The sequence below is a fragment of the Actinopolyspora mortivallis DSM 44261 genome (assembly GCF_000384035.1).
GTDB classification, from domain to species: domain Bacteria; phylum Actinomycetota; class Actinomycetes; order Mycobacteriales; family Pseudonocardiaceae; genus Actinopolyspora; species Actinopolyspora mortivallis.
The window spans coordinates 2,337,744-2,359,097 of record NZ_KB913024.1 but is presented as its reverse complement, the minus strand read 5'-3'; the positions used below and the strand labels follow the sequence as shown (position 1 = coordinate 2,359,097).

20 protein-coding genes are annotated in these 21,354 nt (G+C 68.7%); 17 read left to right on the top strand and 3 right to left on the bottom strand.

Going from position 1 to position 21,354, the window contains the following annotated elements; all coding sequences use genetic code 11:
* Window positions 1-72 precede the first annotated feature (72 nt).
* The 10 genes from ACTMO_RS0111170 (at window position 73) to ACTMO_RS0111125 (ending at window position 9,480) form a co-directional block, all read left to right on the top strand.
* On the top strand, window positions 73-783 hold the full coding sequence (locus ACTMO_RS0111170) for an ATP-binding cassette domain-containing protein (protein ID WP_019854781.1): 711 nt from the start codon (window positions 73-75) through the stop codon (window positions 781-783).
* A gap of 294 nt (window positions 784-1,077) precedes the next feature.
* Window positions 1,078-2,082: a DUF7224 domain-containing protein gene (locus tag ACTMO_RS0111165; protein ID WP_019854780.1), complete on the top strand. Its 1,005-nt coding sequence runs from the start codon at window positions 1,078-1,080 to the stop codon at window positions 2,080-2,082.
* Window positions 2,079-2,687 carry a hypothetical protein gene (locus ACTMO_RS0111160; RefSeq protein WP_019854779.1) on the top strand — a complete coding sequence of 203 codons (609 nt, stop codon included), beginning with the start codon at window positions 2,079-2,081 and terminating at the stop codon, window positions 2,685-2,687. The genes ACTMO_RS0111165 and ACTMO_RS0111160 overlap by 4 nt, the downstream gene beginning before the upstream one ends.
* Before the next feature lie 73 nt (window positions 2,688-2,760).
* Window positions 2,761-3,738 carry a bifunctional riboflavin kinase/FAD synthetase gene (locus tag ACTMO_RS0111155; protein ID WP_084792110.1) on the top strand — a complete coding sequence of 326 codons (978 nt, stop codon included), beginning with the start codon at window positions 2,761-2,763 and terminating at the stop codon, window positions 3,736-3,738.
* A gap of 168 nt (window positions 3,739-3,906) precedes the next feature.
* Window positions 3,907-4,401 (top strand): helix-turn-helix domain-containing protein, encoded by a 495-nt coding sequence (locus ACTMO_RS0111150; protein ID WP_019854777.1) that lies wholly within the window; start codon window positions 3,907-3,909, stop codon window positions 4,399-4,401.
* 91 nt (window positions 4,402-4,492) lie between these two features.
* Window positions 4,493-5,071 (top strand): RNA 2',3'-cyclic phosphodiesterase, encoded by a 579-nt coding sequence (thpR, locus tag ACTMO_RS0111145; RefSeq protein WP_019854776.1) that lies wholly within the window; start codon window positions 4,493-4,495, stop codon window positions 5,069-5,071.
* A 208-nt stretch (window positions 5,072-5,279) separates the two neighbouring features.
* Window positions 5,280-5,549, top strand: a complete 270-nt coding sequence (gene rpsO, locus ACTMO_RS0111140) for a 30S ribosomal protein S15 (RefSeq protein ID WP_026449110.1) — start codon at window positions 5,280-5,282, stop codon at window positions 5,547-5,549.
* Between the two features lie 276 nt (window positions 5,550-5,825).
* Window positions 5,826-8,078, top strand: coding sequence for a polyribonucleotide nucleotidyltransferase (locus ACTMO_RS0111135; RefSeq protein WP_019854774.1), 2,253 nt, complete (start codon window positions 5,826-5,828; stop codon window positions 8,076-8,078).
* Between the two features lie 167 nt (window positions 8,079-8,245).
* Entirely contained in the window at window positions 8,246-8,995 is a 750-nt protein-coding gene (dapB, locus tag ACTMO_RS0111130) for a 4-hydroxy-tetrahydrodipicolinate reductase (protein ID WP_033401892.1), read from the top strand.
* On the top strand, window positions 8,995-9,480 hold the full coding sequence (locus ACTMO_RS0111125; protein ID WP_019854772.1) for a tetratricopeptide repeat protein: 486 nt from the start codon (window positions 8,995-8,997) through the stop codon (window positions 9,478-9,480). The genes dapB and ACTMO_RS0111125 overlap by 1 nt, the downstream gene beginning before the upstream one ends.
* 26 nt (window positions 9,481-9,506) lie before the next feature.
* Here the strand turns inward: ACTMO_RS0111125 and ACTMO_RS0111120 are convergent, their stop codons facing one another.
* Complete coding sequence (locus ACTMO_RS0111120) at window positions 9,507-10,064, bottom strand: GNAT family N-acetyltransferase (RefSeq protein WP_019854771.1); 558 nt, start codon at window positions 10,062-10,064, stop codon at window positions 9,507-9,509.
* A 121-nt stretch (window positions 10,065-10,185) separates the two neighbouring features.
* On the opposite strand from ACTMO_RS0111120, the gene ACTMO_RS0111115 reads away from it, so the two are divergent.
* Window positions 10,186-11,394, top strand: coding sequence for a winged helix-turn-helix domain-containing protein (locus ACTMO_RS0111115; RefSeq protein WP_019854770.1), 1,209 nt, complete (start codon window positions 10,186-10,188; stop codon window positions 11,392-11,394).
* 92 nt (window positions 11,395-11,486) lie between these two features.
* On the opposite strand, the gene ACTMO_RS0111110 is transcribed toward ACTMO_RS0111115, so the two are convergent.
* Window positions 11,487-12,419 (bottom strand): DUF4097 family beta strand repeat-containing protein, encoded by a 933-nt coding sequence (locus ACTMO_RS0111110; protein WP_019854769.1) that lies wholly within the window; start codon window positions 12,417-12,419, stop codon window positions 11,487-11,489.
* Between the two features lie 30 nt (window positions 12,420-12,449).
* Window positions 12,450-12,998: a toxin-antitoxin system HicB family antitoxin gene (locus tag ACTMO_RS0111105; RefSeq protein WP_019854768.1), complete on the bottom strand. Its 549-nt coding sequence runs from the start codon at window positions 12,996-12,998 to the stop codon at window positions 12,450-12,452.
* 260 nt (window positions 12,999-13,258) lie between these two features.
* Between ACTMO_RS0111105 and thyX the strand changes: the two genes are divergently transcribed.
* The 6 genes from thyX (at window position 13,259) to ACTMO_RS0111075 (ending at window position 21,346) form a co-directional block, all read left to right on the top strand.
* Complete coding sequence (gene thyX, locus ACTMO_RS0111100) at window positions 13,259-14,011, top strand: FAD-dependent thymidylate synthase (RefSeq protein WP_026449107.1); 753 nt, start codon at window positions 13,259-13,261, stop codon at window positions 14,009-14,011.
* Window positions 14,012-14,202: 191 nt separating this feature from the next.
* Complete coding sequence (locus ACTMO_RS0111095; RefSeq protein WP_019854766.1) at window positions 14,203-14,829, top strand: TIGR03085 family metal-binding protein; 627 nt, start codon at window positions 14,203-14,205, stop codon at window positions 14,827-14,829.
* A 213-nt stretch (window positions 14,830-15,042) separates the two neighbouring features.
* A complete protein-coding gene (dapA, locus tag ACTMO_RS0111090) occupies window positions 15,043-15,987 on the top strand; it encodes a 4-hydroxy-tetrahydrodipicolinate synthase (RefSeq protein WP_033401530.1) in 945 nt (314 codons plus the stop codon).
* A gap of 92 nt (window positions 15,988-16,079) precedes the next feature.
* On the top strand, window positions 16,080-17,711 hold the full coding sequence (locus ACTMO_RS0111085; RefSeq protein WP_019854764.1) for an RNase J family beta-CASP ribonuclease: 1,632 nt from the start codon (window positions 16,080-16,082) through the stop codon (window positions 17,709-17,711).
* Between the two features lie 432 nt (window positions 17,712-18,143).
* The gene (locus tag ACTMO_RS0111080; RefSeq protein WP_019854763.1) at window positions 18,144-18,332 is read left to right on the top strand and encodes a hypothetical protein; all 189 of its coding nucleotides are present in this window, start codon (window positions 18,144-18,146) and stop codon (window positions 18,330-18,332) included.
* 416 nt (window positions 18,333-18,748) lie between these two features.
* A complete protein-coding gene (locus tag ACTMO_RS0111075; protein ID WP_211212946.1) occupies window positions 18,749-21,346 on the top strand; it encodes an FtsK/SpoIIIE family DNA translocase in 2,598 nt (865 codons plus the stop codon).
* The last annotated feature ends 8 nt before the right edge of the window (window positions 21,347-21,354 follow it).

The window sequence follows — 21,354 nt, the reverse complement described above, 5'->3', positions numbered from 1 at the left end:
GTGCTAGGGTCCGCCTCCGGTACGCGGCTCACTCCGGAGGATCGTCGTTTGTTCACCGTACGTGTCTAAGGTTTGGGGCACTCCTATCGGGGACGTCGGGCGCTGGAGAGCGTCGACACGGCCCTGCCGCTGGGGGTGACGGCGTTGTTGGGGCCGAACGGGGCGGGGAAGAGCACCCTGTTGGGGGTGTTGTCGACGGTGTTGTCGCCGCAACGGGGCAGGGTCGAGTTGAACGGCCTGGATCCGGTACGGGATCGGCGGCGGTATCGGGAGTCGTTGGGGTTTCTGCCGCAGCAGTTCACCGCACCCGCCCACTTGACCGTCGCGGAGTTCGTGACGCTGTCGGCGTGGTGGCGTCGGGTGCCGCGTCGGGAGCGTGCTTCCGCGGTGGAACGGGCCTTGGAGTCCACGGGTTTGGGGGAACGTGCCCGGAGCAGGGTGGGGCGGCTTTCCGGCGGGATGCTGCGGCGTGTGGGGATCGCCCAGGCGTTGGTCAACGAGCCGCCGGTGCTGTTGTTGGACGAGCCCACGGTGGGGTTGGACCCGCGTCAGTGCAACGCGTTGCGTGGGATGATCACCGAGCTGGGGCGGGAGCACACGGTGCTGTTGAGTACGCATCTGACCGAGGACGTGGCCGCGACCACCGACCGGGTGGTGGTGCTGGACGAGGGCCGGGTGGTGGCCGATTCCACGCTGGCTGAGCTGACGGGGAAGGCGGCTCCGACCGCGTCCGATCTGGACGAGGTGTACGAACGAATGCTGGGGGTGGGGCAGCCGGTATGAGTGTGTTGTGGATCGCGCTGCGCCGTAGCGGTGCGGTGTGGGCGGCGGTGCCGGTGTTGGTCTTCACCTGGGTGGTGGCCCGGGACCGGCCGGAGCTGTGGAACGGAGACTGGTCGATGGCCTCGGGGCATCTGAGTGCCTCGGTGCTGTGGCCGGTGGCGTTGGTGGCCGCGGTGGCCGCCTGGGACACCTCGCGGATGCGCCGTCTCGGGGCCGAGGTGCTGGAGCGTAGCTATCCCCGGTCGGGGCTGGCCTATCTGCTGGTGGCCGGGCTGCCCGCCCTGGTGCTCGGCGGTGCTGTGCTCGGCGGTGCTGCTGTCGACGGTGGCGCTGTCGATGCGGGATGGGGGCCAGCCGCTGTGGACCTATCTCGCGGTGGCCGGAACGGTCTTCGTCGCCGGTGTGGCGGTGGGCGTGGCCGGTGGCTACGTGCTGCCGCGCTATCTGGCCGCCCCCGTGGTGGGCATCGGGCTGTGGCTGGTGATGGCCTACGGCTCGATCAGCGACAACAAGTACGTCCGCGCGCTGGTGGTGCGGGACATCCAGTGCTATGACGTCTCCCAGAAACCGTTGCTGGTGACCCTGGTCGGCCAGTGGTTGTGGCTGGTGGCGGTGATCGTCGACTGCGCGGCGGTGCTGTGCTGGCGCCGGCCCCGACTGGCCGTGCGGGTCGGCCTGCTGGCGCTGGTGGCGCTGCTCGGCTCGGGCAAGTTCTTCACCGAAGGACATGTCCAGCTCACCACGATGCGCCAACCCGACCAGGGCATCTGCCGACAGACCCCCGGCGGGGCGCGGGTGTGCGTGTGGCCGGCCCACAGCGCCGACCTGGACCGCTGGAGCCGGGTGATCGACGACTACCGGCAACGGTTCCCCGAACTCGACCCGGCCGAGAGCTACGTCGAGAAAGGCCTGGACTGGTCCGGCGGCTCGGCCCGCATCGGCCCCATCGCACCGGGCACCCCGGACACGAAACTGCTGAAGCAAGTGGCCATGCGGACGGTGGGCCGCCCACCGGAGTGCGCCCGCTCCTCATCCGCCGAGGCCAGCGCCTCCGGGCAGCACCAGACCGTCAGCTACCGCCGCTACCCGGGAACGCGCGCTCGCGCGCTGCTGCGGGCCTGGATACTGCACCGGCTGCATCCCGAGAGGAACATCGAGCGGCTCGATCCCCCACCCGACCGGGCGCGGGAGGTCGAACGACTCCTGACCGCCCCGCCCCAGCAGCGACAAGCCTGGGTACGTCGGGCGGTGCCCGCCGTCAACGACTGCACCACCCCCATGCCGGAGCTGCCCACATGAGCCCGTTCCGGCTGCTGCTGCGCGCCCACCACTGGCCGCTGTACCTGCTGGGCTGCGCGGGGATCGCCCTGGTCAACGCGCTGCTCGGGGCCGAACGGCTGCCCGTTCCCGTGCCCAACGTCGACCAACTCGACGTGCCGCTGGGACTGTTCAGCCCGCTGCTGCTGGCCTGCATGCTGGTACTGCATCTACGCCCGCCCACCCCCCTGTGGGACACCGCACCCCGGGCCCACACAGTGATCCGGCTCGCACTGCTGGGCACGGCCACGCTACCGGCCGCGCTGGCCTGCCTGCCCCTGTGGACACACGACCCCGGGCTGGCCCTGAGCGGGCTGCGCAACCTGGCCGGACTCACCGGCATCACCCTGGCCACCGCCACACTCGCCGGAGCCACCCGCGGCTGGATGAGCGCCTTCCCCTACGTGCTGCTCGCCCTACTGCTGGGCACCCACAGGAGCAGCACCACGGGAGGCCACGCCCACCACCCCTGGTGGGCCTTCCCACTCGAACCCGCAGGTGATGTCACCGCGGTGGCGCTGGCCGTGCTGGTGTTCGGGACCGCCATCGCGAGTTACTCCCTCCGTGGGACCCGTCCCGAGCGGTGATACCCGGGAACCTCTCCGCGACACGCCGAGGTCGCGGCGCCGCGACGCGCACCGGTCGATACAGTGGGAACCCGTGCAGCGTTGGCGTGGCTTGGAACAGCTTCCGGGTGGATGGGGCAGGTGCGTGGTCACCATCGGTGTCTTCGACGGGGTGCACCGTGGGCACCAGCGGTTGATCAGCCAGGCCGTGCGGCGGGCCAGACAGCGGGACCTGCCTTGCGTGGTGGTCACCTTCGACCCGCATCCCGCTGAGGTGGTGCGTCCGGGAAGCCACCCCGCTCAGCTGACCACCCTGCAACGCAAGGCGGAGCTCGTCGAGGAACTCGGAGTGGACGTGTTCTGCGTGCTGCCGTTCACCCCCGAGCTGTCCAAGATGCCCCCGGACGAGTTCGCCCACGAGATCCTCGTGGAGCGGCTGCACGCCGCGGTGGTCGTGGTCGGTGAGAACTTCACCTTCGGGCACAAGGCTGCCGGAAACATCGACTCGTTGCACACTCTGGGGCAGCGTTTCGGGTTCGAGACCGAGTCGGCGGATCTGCTGGGAGGCCACACCGACGGTCTCGACCGGGAGGAGTCCCCGGTCACCTTCTCCTCCACGTTCATCCGTTCCTGTGTGCACGCCGGGGACGTGGGCGCGGCGGCCGTGGCCCTGGGGCGGTATCACCGCCTGGAGGGGATCGTGGTGCGCGGCGTGGGCCGGGGAGGTCGGGAGCTCGGTTTCCCCACGGCCAACCTGTCCATGCCGGAGTTCGCCGCCGTTCCGGCCGACGGTGTCTACGCCTGCTGGTTCACCCATCGGCAACGCGGTGCCACTCAGCCGGAGAGCACCCTGCCCGCGGCGGTCTCGGTGGGGAGCAACCCGACCTTCTCGGGGACCGAGCGTACGGTCGAGGCCTTCGTGCTGGACGTGGACCGTGACTTCTACGGGGAGTACGTGGAGCTGGACTTCGTGCGCAGGCTGCGCGGCATGGTGCGTTTCGACTCCGCCGAGGAGCTGATCGAGCGGATGCGGGCGGACGTGGCCGAGACCCGTGCCTGCCTGCTGGGCTGAGCACTCCGCCGCACCGTCCGGGCACGCGCCCCGCTGCTTCCCGGCGCCTCCCGTGTATGTCAAGCCGTTATGAACGTTTTTTCGTGTTTCGGACCTCCCGGTGCGGCCGGGCTGGCACGATGCGAGACCCGAGGGTTCTGATTCGACACGGCATCCGGGGGAGCCAAGGTGCAGGAAAGGGAGATCGTCCAGCGGAACCTGGCCTTACAGCGTCAGTGGTACGGGGAGCCGTTGGGCGATCGGGTACGGCGGCTGATCGTCGCCTACCGGACGTCGCAGACTCAGCTCGCCGAGGTGCTGGGGATCAGTCCCCCCATGCTCAGCCAGGTGATGAGCGGCAGACGAGCCAAGATCGGAAACCCCTCGGTGGTGGCCAGACTGGTCATGCTGGAGCGGAAGGTGTTCACCCCGGGGGTGCTGGCCGGGGAGCCCGAGGCCGTCGAACAGGCGTTGCGGGACGTGAAGGGTTCCCGCCCCGCCCTCGGCAGGGACAGCGTTCCCGTGGAGCACCGGGCCGAGGACGAGGAGACGGCCTGGCCGGTTCTGCGCAGCGTGGCTCGACCCGAGGAGCTGGAACACGTGGCCGAGCTGCTCGACGAGCACCACCCCGCCCTGGCCGGGCTGCTCCGCAGGGCAGCACACGCCGACGGCGCCTCCCCGTGATCCACCGGCCCTTCCCGCCTCCGACACGCGCCGTTCCGGGCTTCCACACCCGTTCCCCCGGGGATCCGATACGTAGTGGTATACGGGGACCATGCGTGTGTTCACCGCCTTGTGGCCTTCGGAGGCCGCTGTCCGGGACCTGTCGGAAGTCCTGGACGAGGAGCGGACCGTCTGGTCCGCGCTGTCCGGTGAACTGCGTGGTTTCCGGTTCGTCTCCGCCGGTCAGTGGCATCTGACGCTGTGTTTCCACGGCGACGAGGCCGACCCCGACGAGGTGGCCGAAAGGCTGCGTACCGGTGTGGCCGCACTGCGGGAGAGCGACTCGGAGTTCACCGTTCCGGGATTGAGGCTGGCGGGAGCCGGAACGTTCCGGGGGGTGCTCTGGACGGGGGTCGTCCCCGGTGGTGAGCCCGAGACGCGGGACCGAACGGACCGTCTGTTGCGTGCACTGGCCAGGACGGCCGGGGCCGACCCTCGGCGCTTCCGGCCGCACGTTACGGTCGCCCGGTGGGCGCGGGGTACACTCGACCCCAGCCGGATTCCCCACCGGCTGACCGAGTACACGGGGCCGGTCTGGTCCGCCGGAGAACTCGCCGTGGTCGCCAGTGAACGTGGGCGGGGCGGGTTGCGGTACCGAACGGTGCACCGGATTCCACTGCTTCCGTCGTGACACGCCGTGTGGGTGTCCCGCTCGTGGCGGGCCCTGCTGTTATGCTCGGTGGCAAGCCTCGGCTGCGGTCCGTGGTGGCCGGGGATCAACCCGACGGGTGATTGTCGACGTGAACAGTCCGACTGTCAGCCTGACGGTGACGATACGTAATTCGATGTCGTGTTTCGGCGGCATCGACGACACGGGACGCGAACAAGGAGATTCACTCGTGGCGCTGTCCACTGCCCAGAAGCAGCAGATCCTGACCGAGTACGGGTTGCACGAGAAGGACACCGGCTCGGCCGAGGCGCAGGTGGCCCTGTTGACCCACCGGATCTCGGGGTTGACCGAGCACCTCAAACAGCACAAGCACGACCACCACTCCCGACGTGGTCTGCTGTTGATGGTCGGTCGACGTCGTCGGATGCTCAACTATCTGACGCGGACCGACATCGAGCGCTACCGCTCGCTGATTCAGCGACTGGGACTGCGCCGCTGACAGCTGCCGAGGGGAGTGGCCGTGAGCCACTCCCCTCGCTGTATGGCACGGGCCTCCGCGAGGGAGTCTCCCGGACGGCACAACAGGCAAGTGAGACGGGCTGCCGACACACAGAGTCCACACCGCTGCTCAGCAGGGGCCTTCGCCGGTCCTCGGTAGTGGCCGCAGGGGGACGCGGTTCCCCTGGGCTTCGATCGATGACCGGCCCCGTCGGACCACGCTGCGTGCGGTTGTTGTGGCCTCTGCGTTCCCGGCCCGTCGGACTAGGAGTACGACATGACCGAGGCACAGTCCTACGAGGACGGGGTCTACGAGAGCACCGCCGTACTGGACAACGGCGAGTTCGGCAAACGCACCGTCCGTTTCGAGACGGGCAAGCTGGCCAAGATGGCCGCGGGCAGCGTGGCCGCCTACCTGGACGACGGCACGATGCTGCTGTCGGCGACGACCGCCTCCAAACAGCCCAAGGAGAACCTCGACTTCTTCCCGCTGACCGTCGACGTCGAGGAACGCATGTACGCGGCCGGGCGGATCCCCGGTTCGTTCTTCCGGCGGGAGGGACGTCCCTCCACCGACGCCATCCTCACCTGCAGGCTGATCGACCGGCCGCTGCGGCCCACCTTCGTCGAGGGGCTGCGCAACGAGGTCCAGGTCGTGATCACCGTCATGAGCCTCGACCCCGAGGACTCCTACGACGTGTTGGCGATCAACGGCGCCTCGGCGTCCACCCAGTTGTCCGGGCTGCCCTTCTCCGGGCCGATCGGCGGAACCCGCATGGCGTTGATCGACGGACAGTGGGTCGCCTTCCCCACCCACGAGCAGCTCAAGCGGTCCGTGTTCAACATGGTCGTGGCCGGCAGGATCGTCGGTGACGACGTGGCGATCATGATGGTCGAGGCCGAGGGAACCGAGGAGAGCGCCGAGCTGATCGCCGCCGGAGCGCAGGCTCCCACCGAGGAAGTGGTGGCCGGTGGCCTGGAGGCCGCCAAGCCGTTCGTCCGCACCCTGTGCGAGGCACAACAGCGGTTGGCCGAGGCCGTTCCCCCCGCCGAGGAGGAGTACCCGGTCTACCCGGACTACGCCGAGGACGCCTACACCGCCGTGGAGCAGGCCGTTTCCTCCGAGCTCGCCGAGGCCCTGACCATCGAGGGCAAGCAGGAGCGCGAACAGCGGCTCGACGAGCTCAAGGAAGCCACCCTGCAACGCGTGGGCGTGGGTGAGGGCGAGGCCTTCGCCGGCAGGGAGAAGGAGATCGGTGCCGCGCTGAAGGCGCTGACCAAGAAGCTGGTCCGCCAACGGATCATCCGGGACAAGGTGCGCATCGACGGTCGGGGACTCGCCGACATCCGTCAGTTGTCCGCCGAGGTCGGTGTGGTTCCGCGGGCCCACGGCTCGGCGTTGTTCGAACGCGGTGAGACCCAGATCCTGGGGGTCTCGACGCTGAACATGCTCCGGCTGGAGCAGACGATCGACAGTCTCGGGCCGGACACCAGCAAGCGCTACATGCACCACTACAACTTCCCGCCCTACTCCACCGGGGAGACCGGAAGGGTCGGTACCCCGAAGCGGCGGGAGATCGGGCACGGTGCGCTCGCCGAACGGGCCCTGGTTCCGGTGCTTCCCAGCCGTGACGACTTCCCGTACGCGCTGCGGCAGGTCTCCGAGGCCCTGGGCTCCAACGGCTCGACCTCGATGGGCTCGGTGTGTGCCTCCACGCTGTCCCTGCTCAACGCAGGTGTTCCGTTGAAGGCTCCGGTCGCGGGGATCGCCATGGGGCTCGTGTCCGACGAGGTGGACGGCCAGACGCACTACGTCGCGCTGACCGACATCCTCGGGGCCGAGGACGCCTACGGCGACATGGACTTCAAGGTGGCCGGCACCAGGGAGTTCATCACCGCCCTGCAGCTGGACACCAAGCTCGACGGTGTTCCCTCCGAGGTGCTGGGTCAGGCGCTGTCCCAGGCCAGGGACGCCCGTTTCACCATCCTCGACGTGATGTCGCAGGCCATCGGGGAGCCGGACGAGATGAGTCCGCACGCCCCACGGGTGACCGCGGTCAACGTTCCGGTGGACAAGATCGGTGAGGTCATCGGCCCCAAGGGCAAGATGATCAATACCATCACCGAGGAGACCGGCGCCGAGATCACCATCGAGGACGACGGGACGATCTACGTGGGAGCCTCGGACGGGCCCTCCGCCGAGGCGGCGATCGAGCGGATCAACGCCATCGCCAATCCGCAGCTTCCCAAGGTCGGCGAGAGGTTCCTGGGCACCGTGGTGAAGACGGCGGCCTTCGGTGCCTTCATCTCGTTGATGCCGGGCAAGGACGGCTTGGTTCACATCTCGAAGCTGGGCAACGGCAAACGGATCGGCAAGGTCGAGGACGTCGTCAACGTCGGCGACAAGCTCCGCGTGGAGATCGCCGACATCGACAGCCGGGGCAAGATCAGCCTCGTGCCGGTCGACGAGGACGGCGACTCCGGCGATGCCGGCAAGGACACGGCCCAGAGCGAGACCGAGAAGCAGTGAGGCACGCGGACGCTACCTCCTGAGCCGAGCGCGGCGGCCCTTCCGGACTCCCGGGAGGGCCGCCCGTTTCTCGTGGCCCCGGGGACGGGGGGACGGGAGGCCGCGGTGGAGAATCGGTGCGACAGCGTGTCCCGGACACGGCAGGAAGCCTGGAGGGAGTCGAATCGGTGGAGTCGATCAGGGTCGGAGTGCTCGGAGCGCACGGCAGGATGGGAAGCGAGGCCGTTCGTGCGGTGAACGAGGCTCCGGACACCGAACTGGTCGCCGAGGTCACACGTGGGGACCCACTGCGGGAACTGTCCGACTCGGGGGCGCGGGTGGCCGTCGATCTGACCCACCCGGACTCGGTGATGGACAACCTGGCCTACTGCGTGGAGAACGGTGTTCACGCGGTGGTCGGCACCAGCGGGGTCGGCGAGCCCGAGCTGGAGACCCTGCGCGGCTGGCTGGGTGAACGGCCGACGACGGGGGTGATCGTCGTGCCGAACTTCGCCATCGGGGCGGTGCTGTCGATGAGGTTCGCCGAGATCGCCGCCAGGCACTTCGAGTCGGCGGAGATCGTGGAGATGCACCATCCCCGTAAGGCCGACGCTCCCTCGGGAACGGCGGCCCGGACCGCACACGTGGTCTCGCGGGCGCGTGAGACCGCCGAGCTGCCCCCGATGCCCGACGCCACCACCAGGGACCCGGACGGGGCCCGGGGGGCGAACGTGGACGGAGTGCCGGTGCACGCGGTCCGGATGGCCGGACTGGTCGCCCACCAGCAGGTGCTGTTCGGCACCGAGGGGGAGACGCTGTCGATACGACACGACTCCCACGACCGCCGCTCGTTCATGCCGGGGTTGTTGCTGGCCGTCCGTGAGGTCGGGAAACGCCCCGGGGTGACCGTGGGCCTGGATCCCCTGCTGGGGCTGTGATGGCCGAGAACGGTTCACGTCCCCGCTGGTTCGGTCCGCGTTTCTCGGCCCTACTGGTCGCGGTGATCCTGCTCGGCTACCTGGTTCTGATGGGCAGCCGCGCGCTCACGATGCTGCTCAGCGGCAAACCCGTGGTGATGCTGCTGGGAGCGGCCGTGCTCGTGCTGCCGATCCTCGGAGTGGTGCTGGTGGTCGATCAGCTTCGTTTCGGGATGAGCACGCAGCGCCTCGCCGCGAGGCTGGCCGAGGAGGGACGGTTGCCGGACCACTCGCACCTGCCGCTGCGTCCCTCCGGACGCGTACGACGCGACGCCGCCGACACCTGGTTCGAGCAGAAGCGGGTCGAACTCGAGGAGACCCCCGGGGACTGGCGGGCCTGGTACGCCCTGGCACAGGCTTACGACCTGGCCGGTGACCGCAACCGGGGCAGGAAGGCCATGCGCAAGGCCATCGACCTGGAGCGGTGCGAGGGCACGGAAACCTGATCCCGGACCCCCTCCGGTGAGAGCCCTCAGGCCAACCGTAGGTCCAGGCCTCCGGTCAGCCTCAGCTCCCGCACCGGACGTCCTCCGGCGTCGAGGGTGCGGACCGTCCCGTCCGGTTCCCACCCGATTCCCCGGTAGAAGGACATGGAGGCCTCGTCGGCTTCCGGGATCCAGGTGATCGCTCTGGTGAGCCCCTCCGCGCGCAGGCGTTCGGCCAGATGCCAGAGCAGCCTGCCCCCGTGGCCGCGTCGCCCCCATCTGGGTTCGACGAGCAGAGCACTGACCAGTCCCACGGTGTCCGCGTCCTCCGGAACACCTCCGTGGGCGTCGGCCGACTCGCCGCCGGGGGCTTTTCCTCCGGCGCAGAACCCCACGGGCCAGCCACCCTCGAGGGCGAGCAGGACGGTGGAGGAGTCCTCGCCGATGGCCTCGGCCCACTGGCGTTCGGTGTCGTCCCGGTCCAGCCTCTCCAACACCTCGTCGGGAAGGATCCCGCCGTAGGAGGTGCGCCACGTGCTCAGCTGGATGCGGCCGATCTCCGCGGCGTCGGCGGGGACGGCGGTCCGTACTTCGGCTTCTGCCATGGCCGACAACCTAACGTGTCCTCGTGGCGGCACGAGGTCGTCTCCCCTGTTCTCTCGGCCACCGGAACTGACTCGTCCGGAGTGTCGGGCGACGATGGCATGATCGGGGCTCGTGCGGACCATGAGCTCGGCGGAGGCACGCAGGACCGCGTTGGCCGCCCAGGGATTCACCGATGCTTCGGTTTCCGGCGTCCCGGATCGCAGACAGCTGCGTCGGGTGCTGGCCCGGACCGGTCTCTTCCAACTCGACTCGGTCAGTGTGGCGGTTCGCGCCCACTACATGCCGCTGTTCAGCAGACTCGGCCCCTACGACAGGGAGCTGCTGGACTCGGCCGCCTGGAACCCCACCCGAAGGCGCCCCAGGATGCTGGTGGAGTACTGGGCCCACGAGGCCTCGTTGCTGCCGGTCGCGGACTGGCCGCTGCTGCGCTGGAGGATGCGGGAGCTCGGCGATCCCCGACGACGTGGCAACAGGGAACTGCTGGAACGTTCCCCCAAACTGCCGGACGAGATACTCACGGCGGTCAAGGAGGCGGGACCGGTCAGCGCGGGTGCGCTGGAGCGCGAACTCGGCGGCGGAACCCGGAGCGGCAAGGGGGTGTGGTGGAACCGTTCGGACACCAAACGTGCCTGCGAGCTGCTTTTCGCCGCGGGCGAGCTGACCACGGCCACCCGTCGTGGGTTCGAACGCCTCTACGACCTGCCGGAGCGGGTGCTGCCCCCGGAGGTGCTCGCCGAGGAACCCGACGCGGAGGAAGCGAGCCTGCACCTGGTCTCGCGTGCCGCCCGGGCCCAGGGCGTGGCCACGGAACCGGACCTGCGCGACTACTACCGTCTGTCCGCGCGACGTTCCCACGCCGCCGTCTCCGAGTTGGTCGAGCGGGGCGAACTGGAGCCGGTCCGGGTGCGCGGGTGGTCGGAACAGGCCTACCTGCACCGTGGCGCGCGTACTCCGCGTTCGGTGCGTGCCCGGGCGTTGCTGTCCCCCTTCGATCCTCTGGTCTGGTACCGCCCCAGGGCGGAACGCGTCTTCGGCTTCCACTACCGGCTCGAGATCTACGTCCCGCGGCAGCACCGCAAACACGGCTACTACGTGTTTCCCTTCCTGCTGGACGACGGACTGGTGGCTCGGGTGGACCTCAAGTCCGACCGGAAGTCCGGACAGCTGTGGGTTCCCGGCGCCTTCGCCGAACCGGGAGTGGACACGGGCAGGGTGGCCCGTGAGCTGGCCGCCGCGCTCCGTGAGATGGCCGGATGGCTGGGGCTGCACCGGGTCCGGGTGGGACAGCGAGGTGATCTCGCTCCCGTGCTGCGTGCGCTGTGTGACTAGCGGATCGTGTCGGTGCTTTCGCGGGCGGGGCTTGCCGGTGCTCGCTTTCGGGTCTCGTCGAGCGGATGGGGTGGGGAAGGGCGACGTCTGAGTCACAGCGCCGCTGTGAGCAGTGCCCGTCCGCTTCCGGTACGTCCGAACACGTGCAGCCGGGGCGGCTCGGAAGGGGGTTCGTCGTCGACCTCGAGTTCACTGGCCACGCTGCCGGTGGAGGAGACGAGATCCACCTCGGCGTGCACTCCCGCGCCGACGGCGACCTGGATCTCCCCTGATCCGGTGATCAGTTCCACCCGGCCCGCCGTTCCCTCCGCCACGGCGATGCCGCCGCTGCCGGAACGTACCAGCAGATCGTCACGGACCCGACCCAGCCACACGCTCCCGCTGCCGGTCACCACGGAGGAGGCCGCTTCGACTGCGGCGATCTCCACGGGGCCGCTGCCGGTGCGAGCCTGCACACCGGCGTGCATCTCGCCGAGCCGTATGCGCCCCGAACCGGTACGCACCGTGGTGGTGCCCGTGGTCTGTCCGGCCTCCACGGTTCCGGAACCGCTCTGCAGGCTCGTCCGCCCGGCACGTCCGGTCACCCGGATTCCTCCCGGGCCGGTGTGGATGTTCACCCGTGAATCCATCGGGGCCCGCACCAACACCGCGAGGGGAACGGTGCGCAGGGGCACGGTGGTCGGCGGGTGCACGGCCAGTCGGTGGTCGTTCATGTCGATCCGTGTCGTTCGGACCGCCTCGGCGGCGGTCTCGGAGACACGGTCGCTCTCACCGCCGTTGCCCGTTCCGAGACCGCTCTCGTTGATCTGCCCGCTGACCCAGCTCAACAACGCGCCGAGGCCGCCGCGCCAGTCGGGATAGCCGTGCTTCGGTTCGTGGCGCACCTCGACACGGACGATCTCGGTCTCGACCAGCTCCACCTCCACCGGACCCACCCCGTTGCTGAGTTCCAGCTCCACCGGCCCCGGGGCCGGGAACTCGCGGACACGGGACTCCTCCGCCGCTGCATCCGTTCGTTCGGCCATTTCCGGTCTCCTCACCCGTTCTCGCGGGGCTCAGCCCCGCACCCAGCCGTGGATCCGGGATTCCGTGGCCTCGGAGTCCGCCGGAGGCTCTCCCGCGGTCGAGGTGCCCTCCCGTTCCGGGGGACGGTCCCAGGGGCCCCGGGGCCGGTTCCCGTGCAGCGCCGACTGGACCGCTCTGGCCAACCAGGCGTTCAGGGACATCCCCTGGGCGGAGGCGGCCTGTTCGGCCTGACCCTTGATCTCGTTCAGCAGGCGCAGTGTGATTCTGCTGATGTCCCCGCTCTCGTTGCCCCGGGGAGATGGCGGGGGCTCCTCCTCGGTCTCGTTCCGGGAACGCGCCGGGCGGCTGACCACGGCACGTACGTCCCTGCCCTCGAGACGCAGGTCGACGACCTGCCCGTCCAGTTGGGTGGTCACTTCGGCGGCGAAGTCGGAGAGCGCGTTCATCAACGTCAGCCGCGCCGCCGGTTCCAGGGCGGCGGTGAGCAGGGTGGCCGCGTGTCGGGTCTCCTCGTCGCCCGTGGAGGCGGCCGAGGTGAGGTCCTCGCGCAGCTGGTCGATGTAGGCACTCAGATCCATGACGTCACTATGACGTCTCACTGGTGTCGGGACAAGGACGTGGTTTCCGTCTCTTCCGAGACGGTGCGCCCCACCGGGTACGTGCCTCACCCACGGCCAGGTGTTTTCGGGTCCCGCGTTTCCGCCGCCCGCGACGCGGAGGGTTAGGGTGTGACCTCGGGACGGTGGCCATCTCGCCCGGTGGGCGTCAGCCCCGTCATCAGGGGAGTCAGTGCCGGAGAACAGCCGGCTTCAGCATGCTGGAAAGGGGTTCGCCCATCGTGACCGAGATCGTTCCGCCGAAAGTACGGCTGATCGGCAAGACCGAGTTCTTCCCCCCGGAGGACGTGGACTGGTCGACGGATGCCGACGGTGGCCAGGCGCTGGCGGAGTTCGCCGGTCGCGCCTGCTACCAGTCCTGGAGCAAACCCAATCCCGCCACGGCGACCAACGCGGGATACCTGGCTCACATCATGGAGGTCGGCCATCTGTCCGTGCTCGAACACGGGACGGTGACCTTCTACATCAGCGGTGTCTCCCGGTCGCTCACCCACGAGCTCATCCGACACCGTCACTTCTCCTACTCGCAGTTGTCCCAGCGTTACGTTCCCGAGCGGGACGCGGGGATGGTGGAGCCGGAGGTGATCGCCGAGGACCCCGAGCTGCACGAGAAGTTCCTCGCCGCGACCAGGGCCAGTCTGGACGCCTACAACGATCTCCAACAGGCGTTGCAGGACAAGTTCGCCGACGAACCCAAGGCCACGTTGCGGCGGAAACAGGCCAGGCAGGCCGCTCGGTCGGTGCTACCCAACGCCACCGAGACCAGGATCGTGGTCACCGGCAACTACCGCGCCTGGCGGCACTTCGTCGCGATGCGCGCCAGCGAACACGCCGACGTGGAGATCCGCGCGTTGGCGGTCGAGTGCCTTCGTCAGCTCCAGAAGGCGGCACCGAACGTCTTCGGGGACTTCGAGATCACCGAGCTGCGGGACGGTACCGAGGTGGCCTCCAGCCCGTACGTCACGGAGGGCTGAGGTGCCGGCTCCGGTAGGGAGGTGCTACGGCGCTCCGTCGGGGCCGACGGGGACGCGGCCGCTCGACGACCGTGTCCCCCGGCGTCCCGCGGCGGGACGGCGCGGTCGTCTCCTTCCCGTCTCGGACGATCGTGATCGCTTTCGGTGCGCCGTCGACGACTCCTCGGTCGGCCGGGGGCTAGAGTGCGGGCATGGGTGTGGCCAACGACGAACGTCAGCAGTTGTGTGATCTTTTCGACCAGGTGGGCCCGGAGGCTCCGACGCTGTGCGAGGGGTGGTCCACGCGTGATCTCGCGGTGCACCTGGTGATGCGCGAACACCGCCCGGACGCCTTCGGCGGTCGCCTGTTCAGGAAGCTGGCAGATCGCGGTGAACGTATCCGGGCCGAGCTCGCCCAGCTGTCCTGGGGTGAGCTGATCGACAGGGTGCGCCAGGGGCCCCCGAAGTGGAACCCGCTCGGTCTCTCCGCCGTGGACGAGGCGGTCAACGGTGCCGAGTTCTTCGTGCACCACGAGGACGTGCGTCGGGCGCGGTCGGACTGGCAGCCCCGTCCGGAGGACCCGGATCGGGCGGAGGTGCTCTGGAAGGCCCTGTCACGCACCGCCAGGTACTTCTACGGGCGCAGCCCGGTCGGAGTGGTGCTGCGTCGGGAGGACGGTTACGAGATCGCTGCCCGGAACGGGCCGCGCACCGTGCGGATCATCGGCCCCTCCGAGGAGCTGCTGCTGCACGCCTTCGGGCGCAAACCCGTACGGGTGCGTGTCGAGGGGAACGAGGCGGACGTGGTCGCGGTGGAGGACCTGCGCCGCGGCCTCTGAAATCACGGACGTGTGCGGTGTTCCCCACATTCGGGTGTGATGTGAAACACTGTTCGTACGGGTGGAAGAATCGGTGCGTGTCCGGTTCGACACCGGAACAACGCCGGGTGACGGGCGAAAGCGTGATGATGTTTCCGCCGGACGTCTCCCGGCGTGTTCGGTGGTTCGAGGCGGTCACGCCGGACGGTTTCCTCGGAGGTAGCGTCGACAGCCATGACCGTGTGCCCCACAGCTACCGAAGGTCGTCCGTTCGGACGAGTTCTCACGGCGATGGTGACCCCCTTCGACACGGAGGGGAAACTGGATCTCGACCACGCCCAGCAGCTGGCCGCGTACCTGGTGGACCGGGCCGGAAACGACGGGCTGGTCGTCAACGGCACGACCGGGGAGAGTCCGACCACGAGCGACGAGGAGAAGGAGCGTCTGCTGCGTGCGGTCTCCGAGGCGGTCGGTGACCGGGCCACGGTGGTGGCGGGGGTGGGAACCAACGACACCGCGCATTCCGTGGAACTCGCCCGCGGCGCGGAGAAGGCCGGGGCGCACGGGCTGCTGGTGGTGACTCCGTACTACTCGAAACCTCCGCAGGAGGGGTTGTACACGCACTTCACCACCGTCGCCGACGCCACGGAACTGCCGGTGATGCTCTACGACATCCCGCCGCGTTCGGTGGTGCCGATCCAGGTCGACACCCTGAAGCGTCTCGCCGAGCATCCTCGGATCAGGGCCGTCAAGGACTCCAAGCACGACCTGCAGGCGGGCACCGAGGTGATGGCCGACTGCGATCTGGCCTACTACTCCGGGGAGGACCCGCTGAACCTGCCGTGGTTGTCGGTCGGGGCGGTCGGTTTCGTCAGCGTGATCGCCCACGTGGTCGGGGACCGGCTGCGTCGGATGCTGGACGCCCACGAGGCGGGGGAGGTGTCCACGGCACGCGAGATCAACCGCGGGTTGCTGCCGGTGTATCGTGCCATGAGCTCCGTGGGCGGGGTCGTGTTCGCCAAGACGGCCATGCGGCTGTGCGGCTACGAGACCGGCCAACCCCGCCTGCCGCTTCCCTCCGCCACCGAGGAGCAGGTACGCGTCATCACCAGTGATCTGTGGGATGCTGGTCTGGTCCTGGTCAATCCCGATTCGGCAACCGAGGTGACACCGCGTTGACAACACGCGCAACGTCGACCGAGAAGTACCCCCTGGCACCGACTTCGGCGAGTCCGGCGCCCCCACCGTTGCGGGAGGGGGGGCTGCGAGTCATGGCGCTCGGCGGTATCGGCGAGATCGGCCGGAACATGACCGTCTTCGAATACGACGGTCGGTTGTTGGTGGTCGACTGCGGCGTGTTGTTTCCGGAGGACGACGCGCCGGGGGTCGATCTGATCCTGCCCGACTTCGGCCCGATCGAGGACCGACTGGACGAGATCGAGGCCGTGGTGCTCACGCACGGGCACGAGGACCACATCGGCGCGGTGCCCTTCCTGCTGAGGCTGCGTCCGGACCTGCCCGTGGTGGGCTCCACGTTCACCCTGGCCCTGCTGGCCGCCAAGTGCCAGGAGCACCGGCTGGATCCCCAGCTGATCGAGGTCGCCGAGGGGCAGCGCAGCAAGCACGGAGTTTTCGACCTGGAGTTCTTCGCGGTCAACCATTCGATACCGGACGCGTTGGCGGTCGCGATCAGGACCCCGGCCGGGACCGTTCTGCACACCGGGGACATCAAGCTGGACCAGCTCCCGCTGGACGGGAGGCTGACCGACCTGGCCGGTTTCGCCCGGATGGGTGCCGAGGGCGTGGACCTCTTCCTCGTGGACTCCACCAACGCCGAGGTTCCGGGATACGTCACCCCCGAGCGGGAGATCGGGCCGGTTCTGGATTCGGTGATAGGGCGGGCGACCCAGCGTGTGATCGTGGCCTGCTTCGCCAGTCACGTGCATCGTGTTCAGCAGGTCCTGGACGTGGCGGTGGCCTACGACCGGAAGGTGTGCCTGGTCGGCCGGTCCATGGTGCGGAACATGGGGATAGCCGCCGAGCACGGCATTCTCCGGGTTCCCGAGGGGCTGCTGGTCAGTCTGGAGGAGGCGCTGGAGATGCCGGCCGAGTCGGTCGTGTTCGTCTCGACCGGTTCGCAGGGGGAGCCGTTGTCCGCGCTGTCCCGTATGGCCCGCGGGGAGCACAAGCAGATCAGCATCCGGCAGGGGGACACGGTCATCCTGGCCAGCTCGATGATCCCCGGCAACGAGACCGCCGTCTTCGGTGTGGTCAACGGCCTGGTCCGGCTCGGTGCCGAGGTGGTGCACCAGGGAAGCGCCAAGGTGCACGTTTCCGGGCACGCCTCGGCGGGTGAGCTGTTGTACCTGTACAACGCGGTGCGTCCCGGCAACGTCATGCCGTTGCACGGGGAGTGGCGTCATCTGCGGGCCAACGCCGAGTTGGCGAGGTTGACCGGTGTGCCCGCCGACCGGGTGGTGATCGCCGAGGACGGGGTCGTGGTGGACCTGGTCGACGGGATCGCCGAGGTCGCGGGAAGGGTGGAGGTCGGTCACGTCTACGTGGACGGTCTCTCGGTCGGTGACGTCGGCGAGTCGACGTTGTCGGACCGTCTCGTGCTGGGGGAGGGAGGATTCATATCGATCACCGTCGCGGTCGATTCGGTGACGGGGCGTGCCGTTTCCTCTCCCACGGTGTCCGGGCGCGGGTTCTCGGACGATCCCAAGGCGCTCGACGAGGTGGTCCCGCTGGTGGAGATGGAACTCTCGCGGACGGAGTCGGAGGGCATCACCGACACGCACCGCATCGCGCAGGCGGTGCGTCGGACCGTGGGCAAGTGGGTCGCCGACACCTACCGACGCCGGCCGATGATCGTTCCGAACGTGCTGCCGGTGACGTCCTGAACGTGTCCGAACCGCTCGGAGGGCCGGGGCCGTCGGGCTCACCCGCGGCGTCGCCGCGGGTGTTCCGGGAAACGTGGTGACCGGGTCTTCCGTTCTCGGGAAAACCCGCGACGGGCGGAAGTTGTCGCGAGGAGCGGATCCCTACTTTCACCTGTTCAGGCGATAAAGGATGCTCGCTGTCCGGGGTGCTTTTGTACACGGACTGTTTTTGTATACCCGATCGTGTGGTGTTGATATCTCGATGGTGTGAGTGCGCGCGCTTGGTTGGACCACTGGTGCCATCGTGAAAACAGCCGGTCGACGGAAAGCTTTCGCGGAAGGTTTCCCGCTTCCGTGCGTCGTTCCGGTGTTCACCACAGTCAAACAGATTGGGGTCCGATCGTGCGTAAATCGCTTCGTTTTCTCGCGGCGTCCGCCGCTACGGCCGGATTGATGGCAGTCGGTTCTCCCGCGTTGGCCGACAGTTATGACAACGACGGCATCAACATCCTCAACGACAACAACGTGAGCTTGGTGCCCATCCAGCTCTGTGGCAACAACGCCGCGGTGCTCGGCATCGTCGCGCCGATCGGATCACCGCAGTACACCCAGTGTGTCAACGCGCCGATCGTGGATTACTGAGGTGACACGGCGGTGGAGGCTCGGTGGTCCGGGGAGACCGCGCCTCCACCGTGAACACGATGTGGCTCGTGTCCGAGTGGGGCGCGGCCGACGTGAGGCGCGCGATTCCTGCCGTGGGACTCGCCTCGCGTGCGGGGAGGGGGCGTCGGCCGCGCCGAACCGGGCGAACCCTCGGTCCGTGCTGACGGGGTGGTACGGACGGAGTTCACCCACCCCCGGGCACCCGGCCACATCGGAAAGAGGGGGAGCGTTCGGCGCCGCACCGAGGTGCGGCGCCGAACGTTGTGTTGACCGGGCCCGCCGCGCGGGAACGAAAACCGGTCCCTCCCGGATCCGGGCACCCTCGCCGCGAACACCGCGGCACTCCTCGTCGACTGGTGTTACACGACCGACGGAGCACCGATACCGTGTTGAACATGGCCAGCGGCACGACGAACAAGGGCTCGGCGGGAGCACGGGGCAAGGGCACGCGAGGTCGTTCGTCCGGTTCGGGTACGAAGAAGTCCGGATCAGCCGCCTCCAAGTCCTCCGCATCCGGGTCCGACGGCAGGAACTCCCCGGCGATGAGGAAGAAAACGGACTCCTCCGCCCGCACCTCCCGTTCACGCGGCTCCGCCTCGAAGAACTCGGTCGGCCGGGGGACGAGGAAGCGATCCTCCACGGCGGGGACGAACTCGGCGGGCCCGGATCTCGGACGCGGTCTGGCCCGGGCCACGGGAAGCGTCCTGCGCGCGCTGGGCAGGACTCGGGAGTTGGACCCCGCTCACCGGCGGGACGGGATCGCACTCGTGTTCCTGGCCTTGACGGTGGTGACCGCGGCCGGGGCGTGGTGGCACGCCGGTGGTCCGGTGGGGCAGTGGTTGGACTGGTCGTTGCGTTCGGTCCTCGGTTCGGCCGTGTTGGTGCTGCCGCTGGTGCTGTTCGGGGTGGCCGTGCTGCTCATGCGCACCGAACACAACCCGCAGGCACGCCCCAGGATGGTGCTCGGGACCGCCCTGCTGCTGTTCGCCGCACTCGGCGTGTTGCACATCGGCGCGGGAGCTCCCCGCGAGCCCGAGCGGTGGCCACGCGCAGCCGGTGTGGTCGGCTACGTCGCGGGAGGGCCGCTGTCCAAGGGGCTGACCGGTGTGGTGGCGGTCGCGGTGCTGGTGCTGGTTTCGGTCTTCGCAGTGCTGCTGTTGACCGGGACGGCGGTACGCGACGTCCCGGCGCGTCTCCGCGCGCTCGCCCAGGCGGAGGAACCGTCCTCGGAGGACACCACTGAACTCGCTCCCTCCGATCCGGACAGCGCCGGGCGGCGTCGTCCGGCCAGGAAACGACAGGCCGCGACGGCCGGACAGGACGCGGAGCACTCCCCTGCCACCACCGACGGGAAACCCGCCGCCTCGGCCAGGGTGGAACGGACGGAGGGGGAGCCCTCGTCGGCGGCCGCCACGACGAAGGCCGCCCCGAGTGCCACCGCCGCGGAACGTTCGGTGCCGGAGGAACCCCAACAGCTCACGATCAGCCGCACCGTCGAGGGGGACTACCGGCTTCCCCCGCTGGACGCCCTGCAGGAAGGGGATCCGCCCAAGCGGCACAGCAAGGCCAACGACGCGATGATCGAGGCGATCACCGGCGTGTTGCAGCAGTTCCGGATCGACGCCGAGGTGACCGGGTTCGTGCGCGGACCGACGGTCACCCGTTACGAGGTGGAACTGGGACCGGGAGTGAAGGTCGAGAAGATCACCGCGTTGACCAAGAACATCGCCTACGCGGTGGCCAACGACAACGTCCGGTTGCTCGCCCCTATACCGGGCAAGTCGGCGGTCGGGATAGAGGTCCCCAACAGTGACCGCGAGATGGTCCGGCTCGGCGACGTGCTGCGTTCGAGCCAGGCGGCCAACGACACCCACCCCTTGGTCATGGGACTGGGCAAGGACATCGAGGGGCGGATGGTCACGGCGAACCTCTCGAAGATGCCGCACCTGCTGTGCGCCGGCTCCACCGGTTCCGGCAAGTCGAGTTTCGTCAACTCGCTGTTGGTGTCCCTGCTGGCCAGGGCGACCCCGGACGAGGTCCGGATGATCCTCGTCGATCCGAAAATGGTGGAACTGACCCCCTACGAGGGGATTCCGCACCTGATCGCTCCCATCATCACCGAGCCCAAGAAGGCGGCCTCGGCCCTGGGATGGTTGGTCGAGGAGATGGAGCAGCGCTACCAGGACATGCAGGCCAGCAGGGTGCGTCACATCGACGACTTCAACGCCAAGGTGCGTTCCGGGGAGATCACCACGCCGCCGGGCAGTGAGCGGGAGTACCGTCCCTATCCCTATATCATCGCGATCGTTGACGAGTTGGCCGACCTCATGATGACCGCTCCCCGGGACGTGGAGGACGCGGTGGTGCGCATCACCCAGAAGGCCCGTGCGGCGGGCATCCATCTGGTACTGGCCACACAGCGTCCCTCGGTGGACGTGGTCACCGGACTGATCAAGACGAACGTCCCCTCGCGGCTGGCCTTCGCCACCTCCTCGTTGACCGACTCGCGCGTGATCCTCGACCAGGCGGGAGCGGAGAACCTGATCGGTATGGGCGATGCTCTCTACCTGCCCATGGGGGGAGCGCGTCCGACCCGCGTGCAGGGCTCCTTCGTCAGTGACGAGGAGATCAACCGCGTGGTCGGTTACACCAAGGAACAGGCCGAGCCGGATTACGCGGACGGGGTCACCTCGACCAAGACGGGGCAGCAACGCGAGGTGGACTCCGACATCGGGGACGACCTGGACGTGCTGTTGCAGGCCGCCGAGCTGGTGATCACCAGTCAGTTCGGGTCCACCTCGATGTTGCAGCGCAAGCTGCGCGTCGGTTTCGCCAAGGCGGGAAGGCTGATGGACCTCCTCGAATCCAGGGGTGTGGTCGCCGCCTCCGAGGGATCCAAGGCCAGGGAGGTGCTGATCAAACCGGAGGAGCTGGACAGTGCGCTGAGCGCCATCCGGGGTGGCCCCGCTCCGGACGACTCCGAAGGGCAGTGACCTCCGGG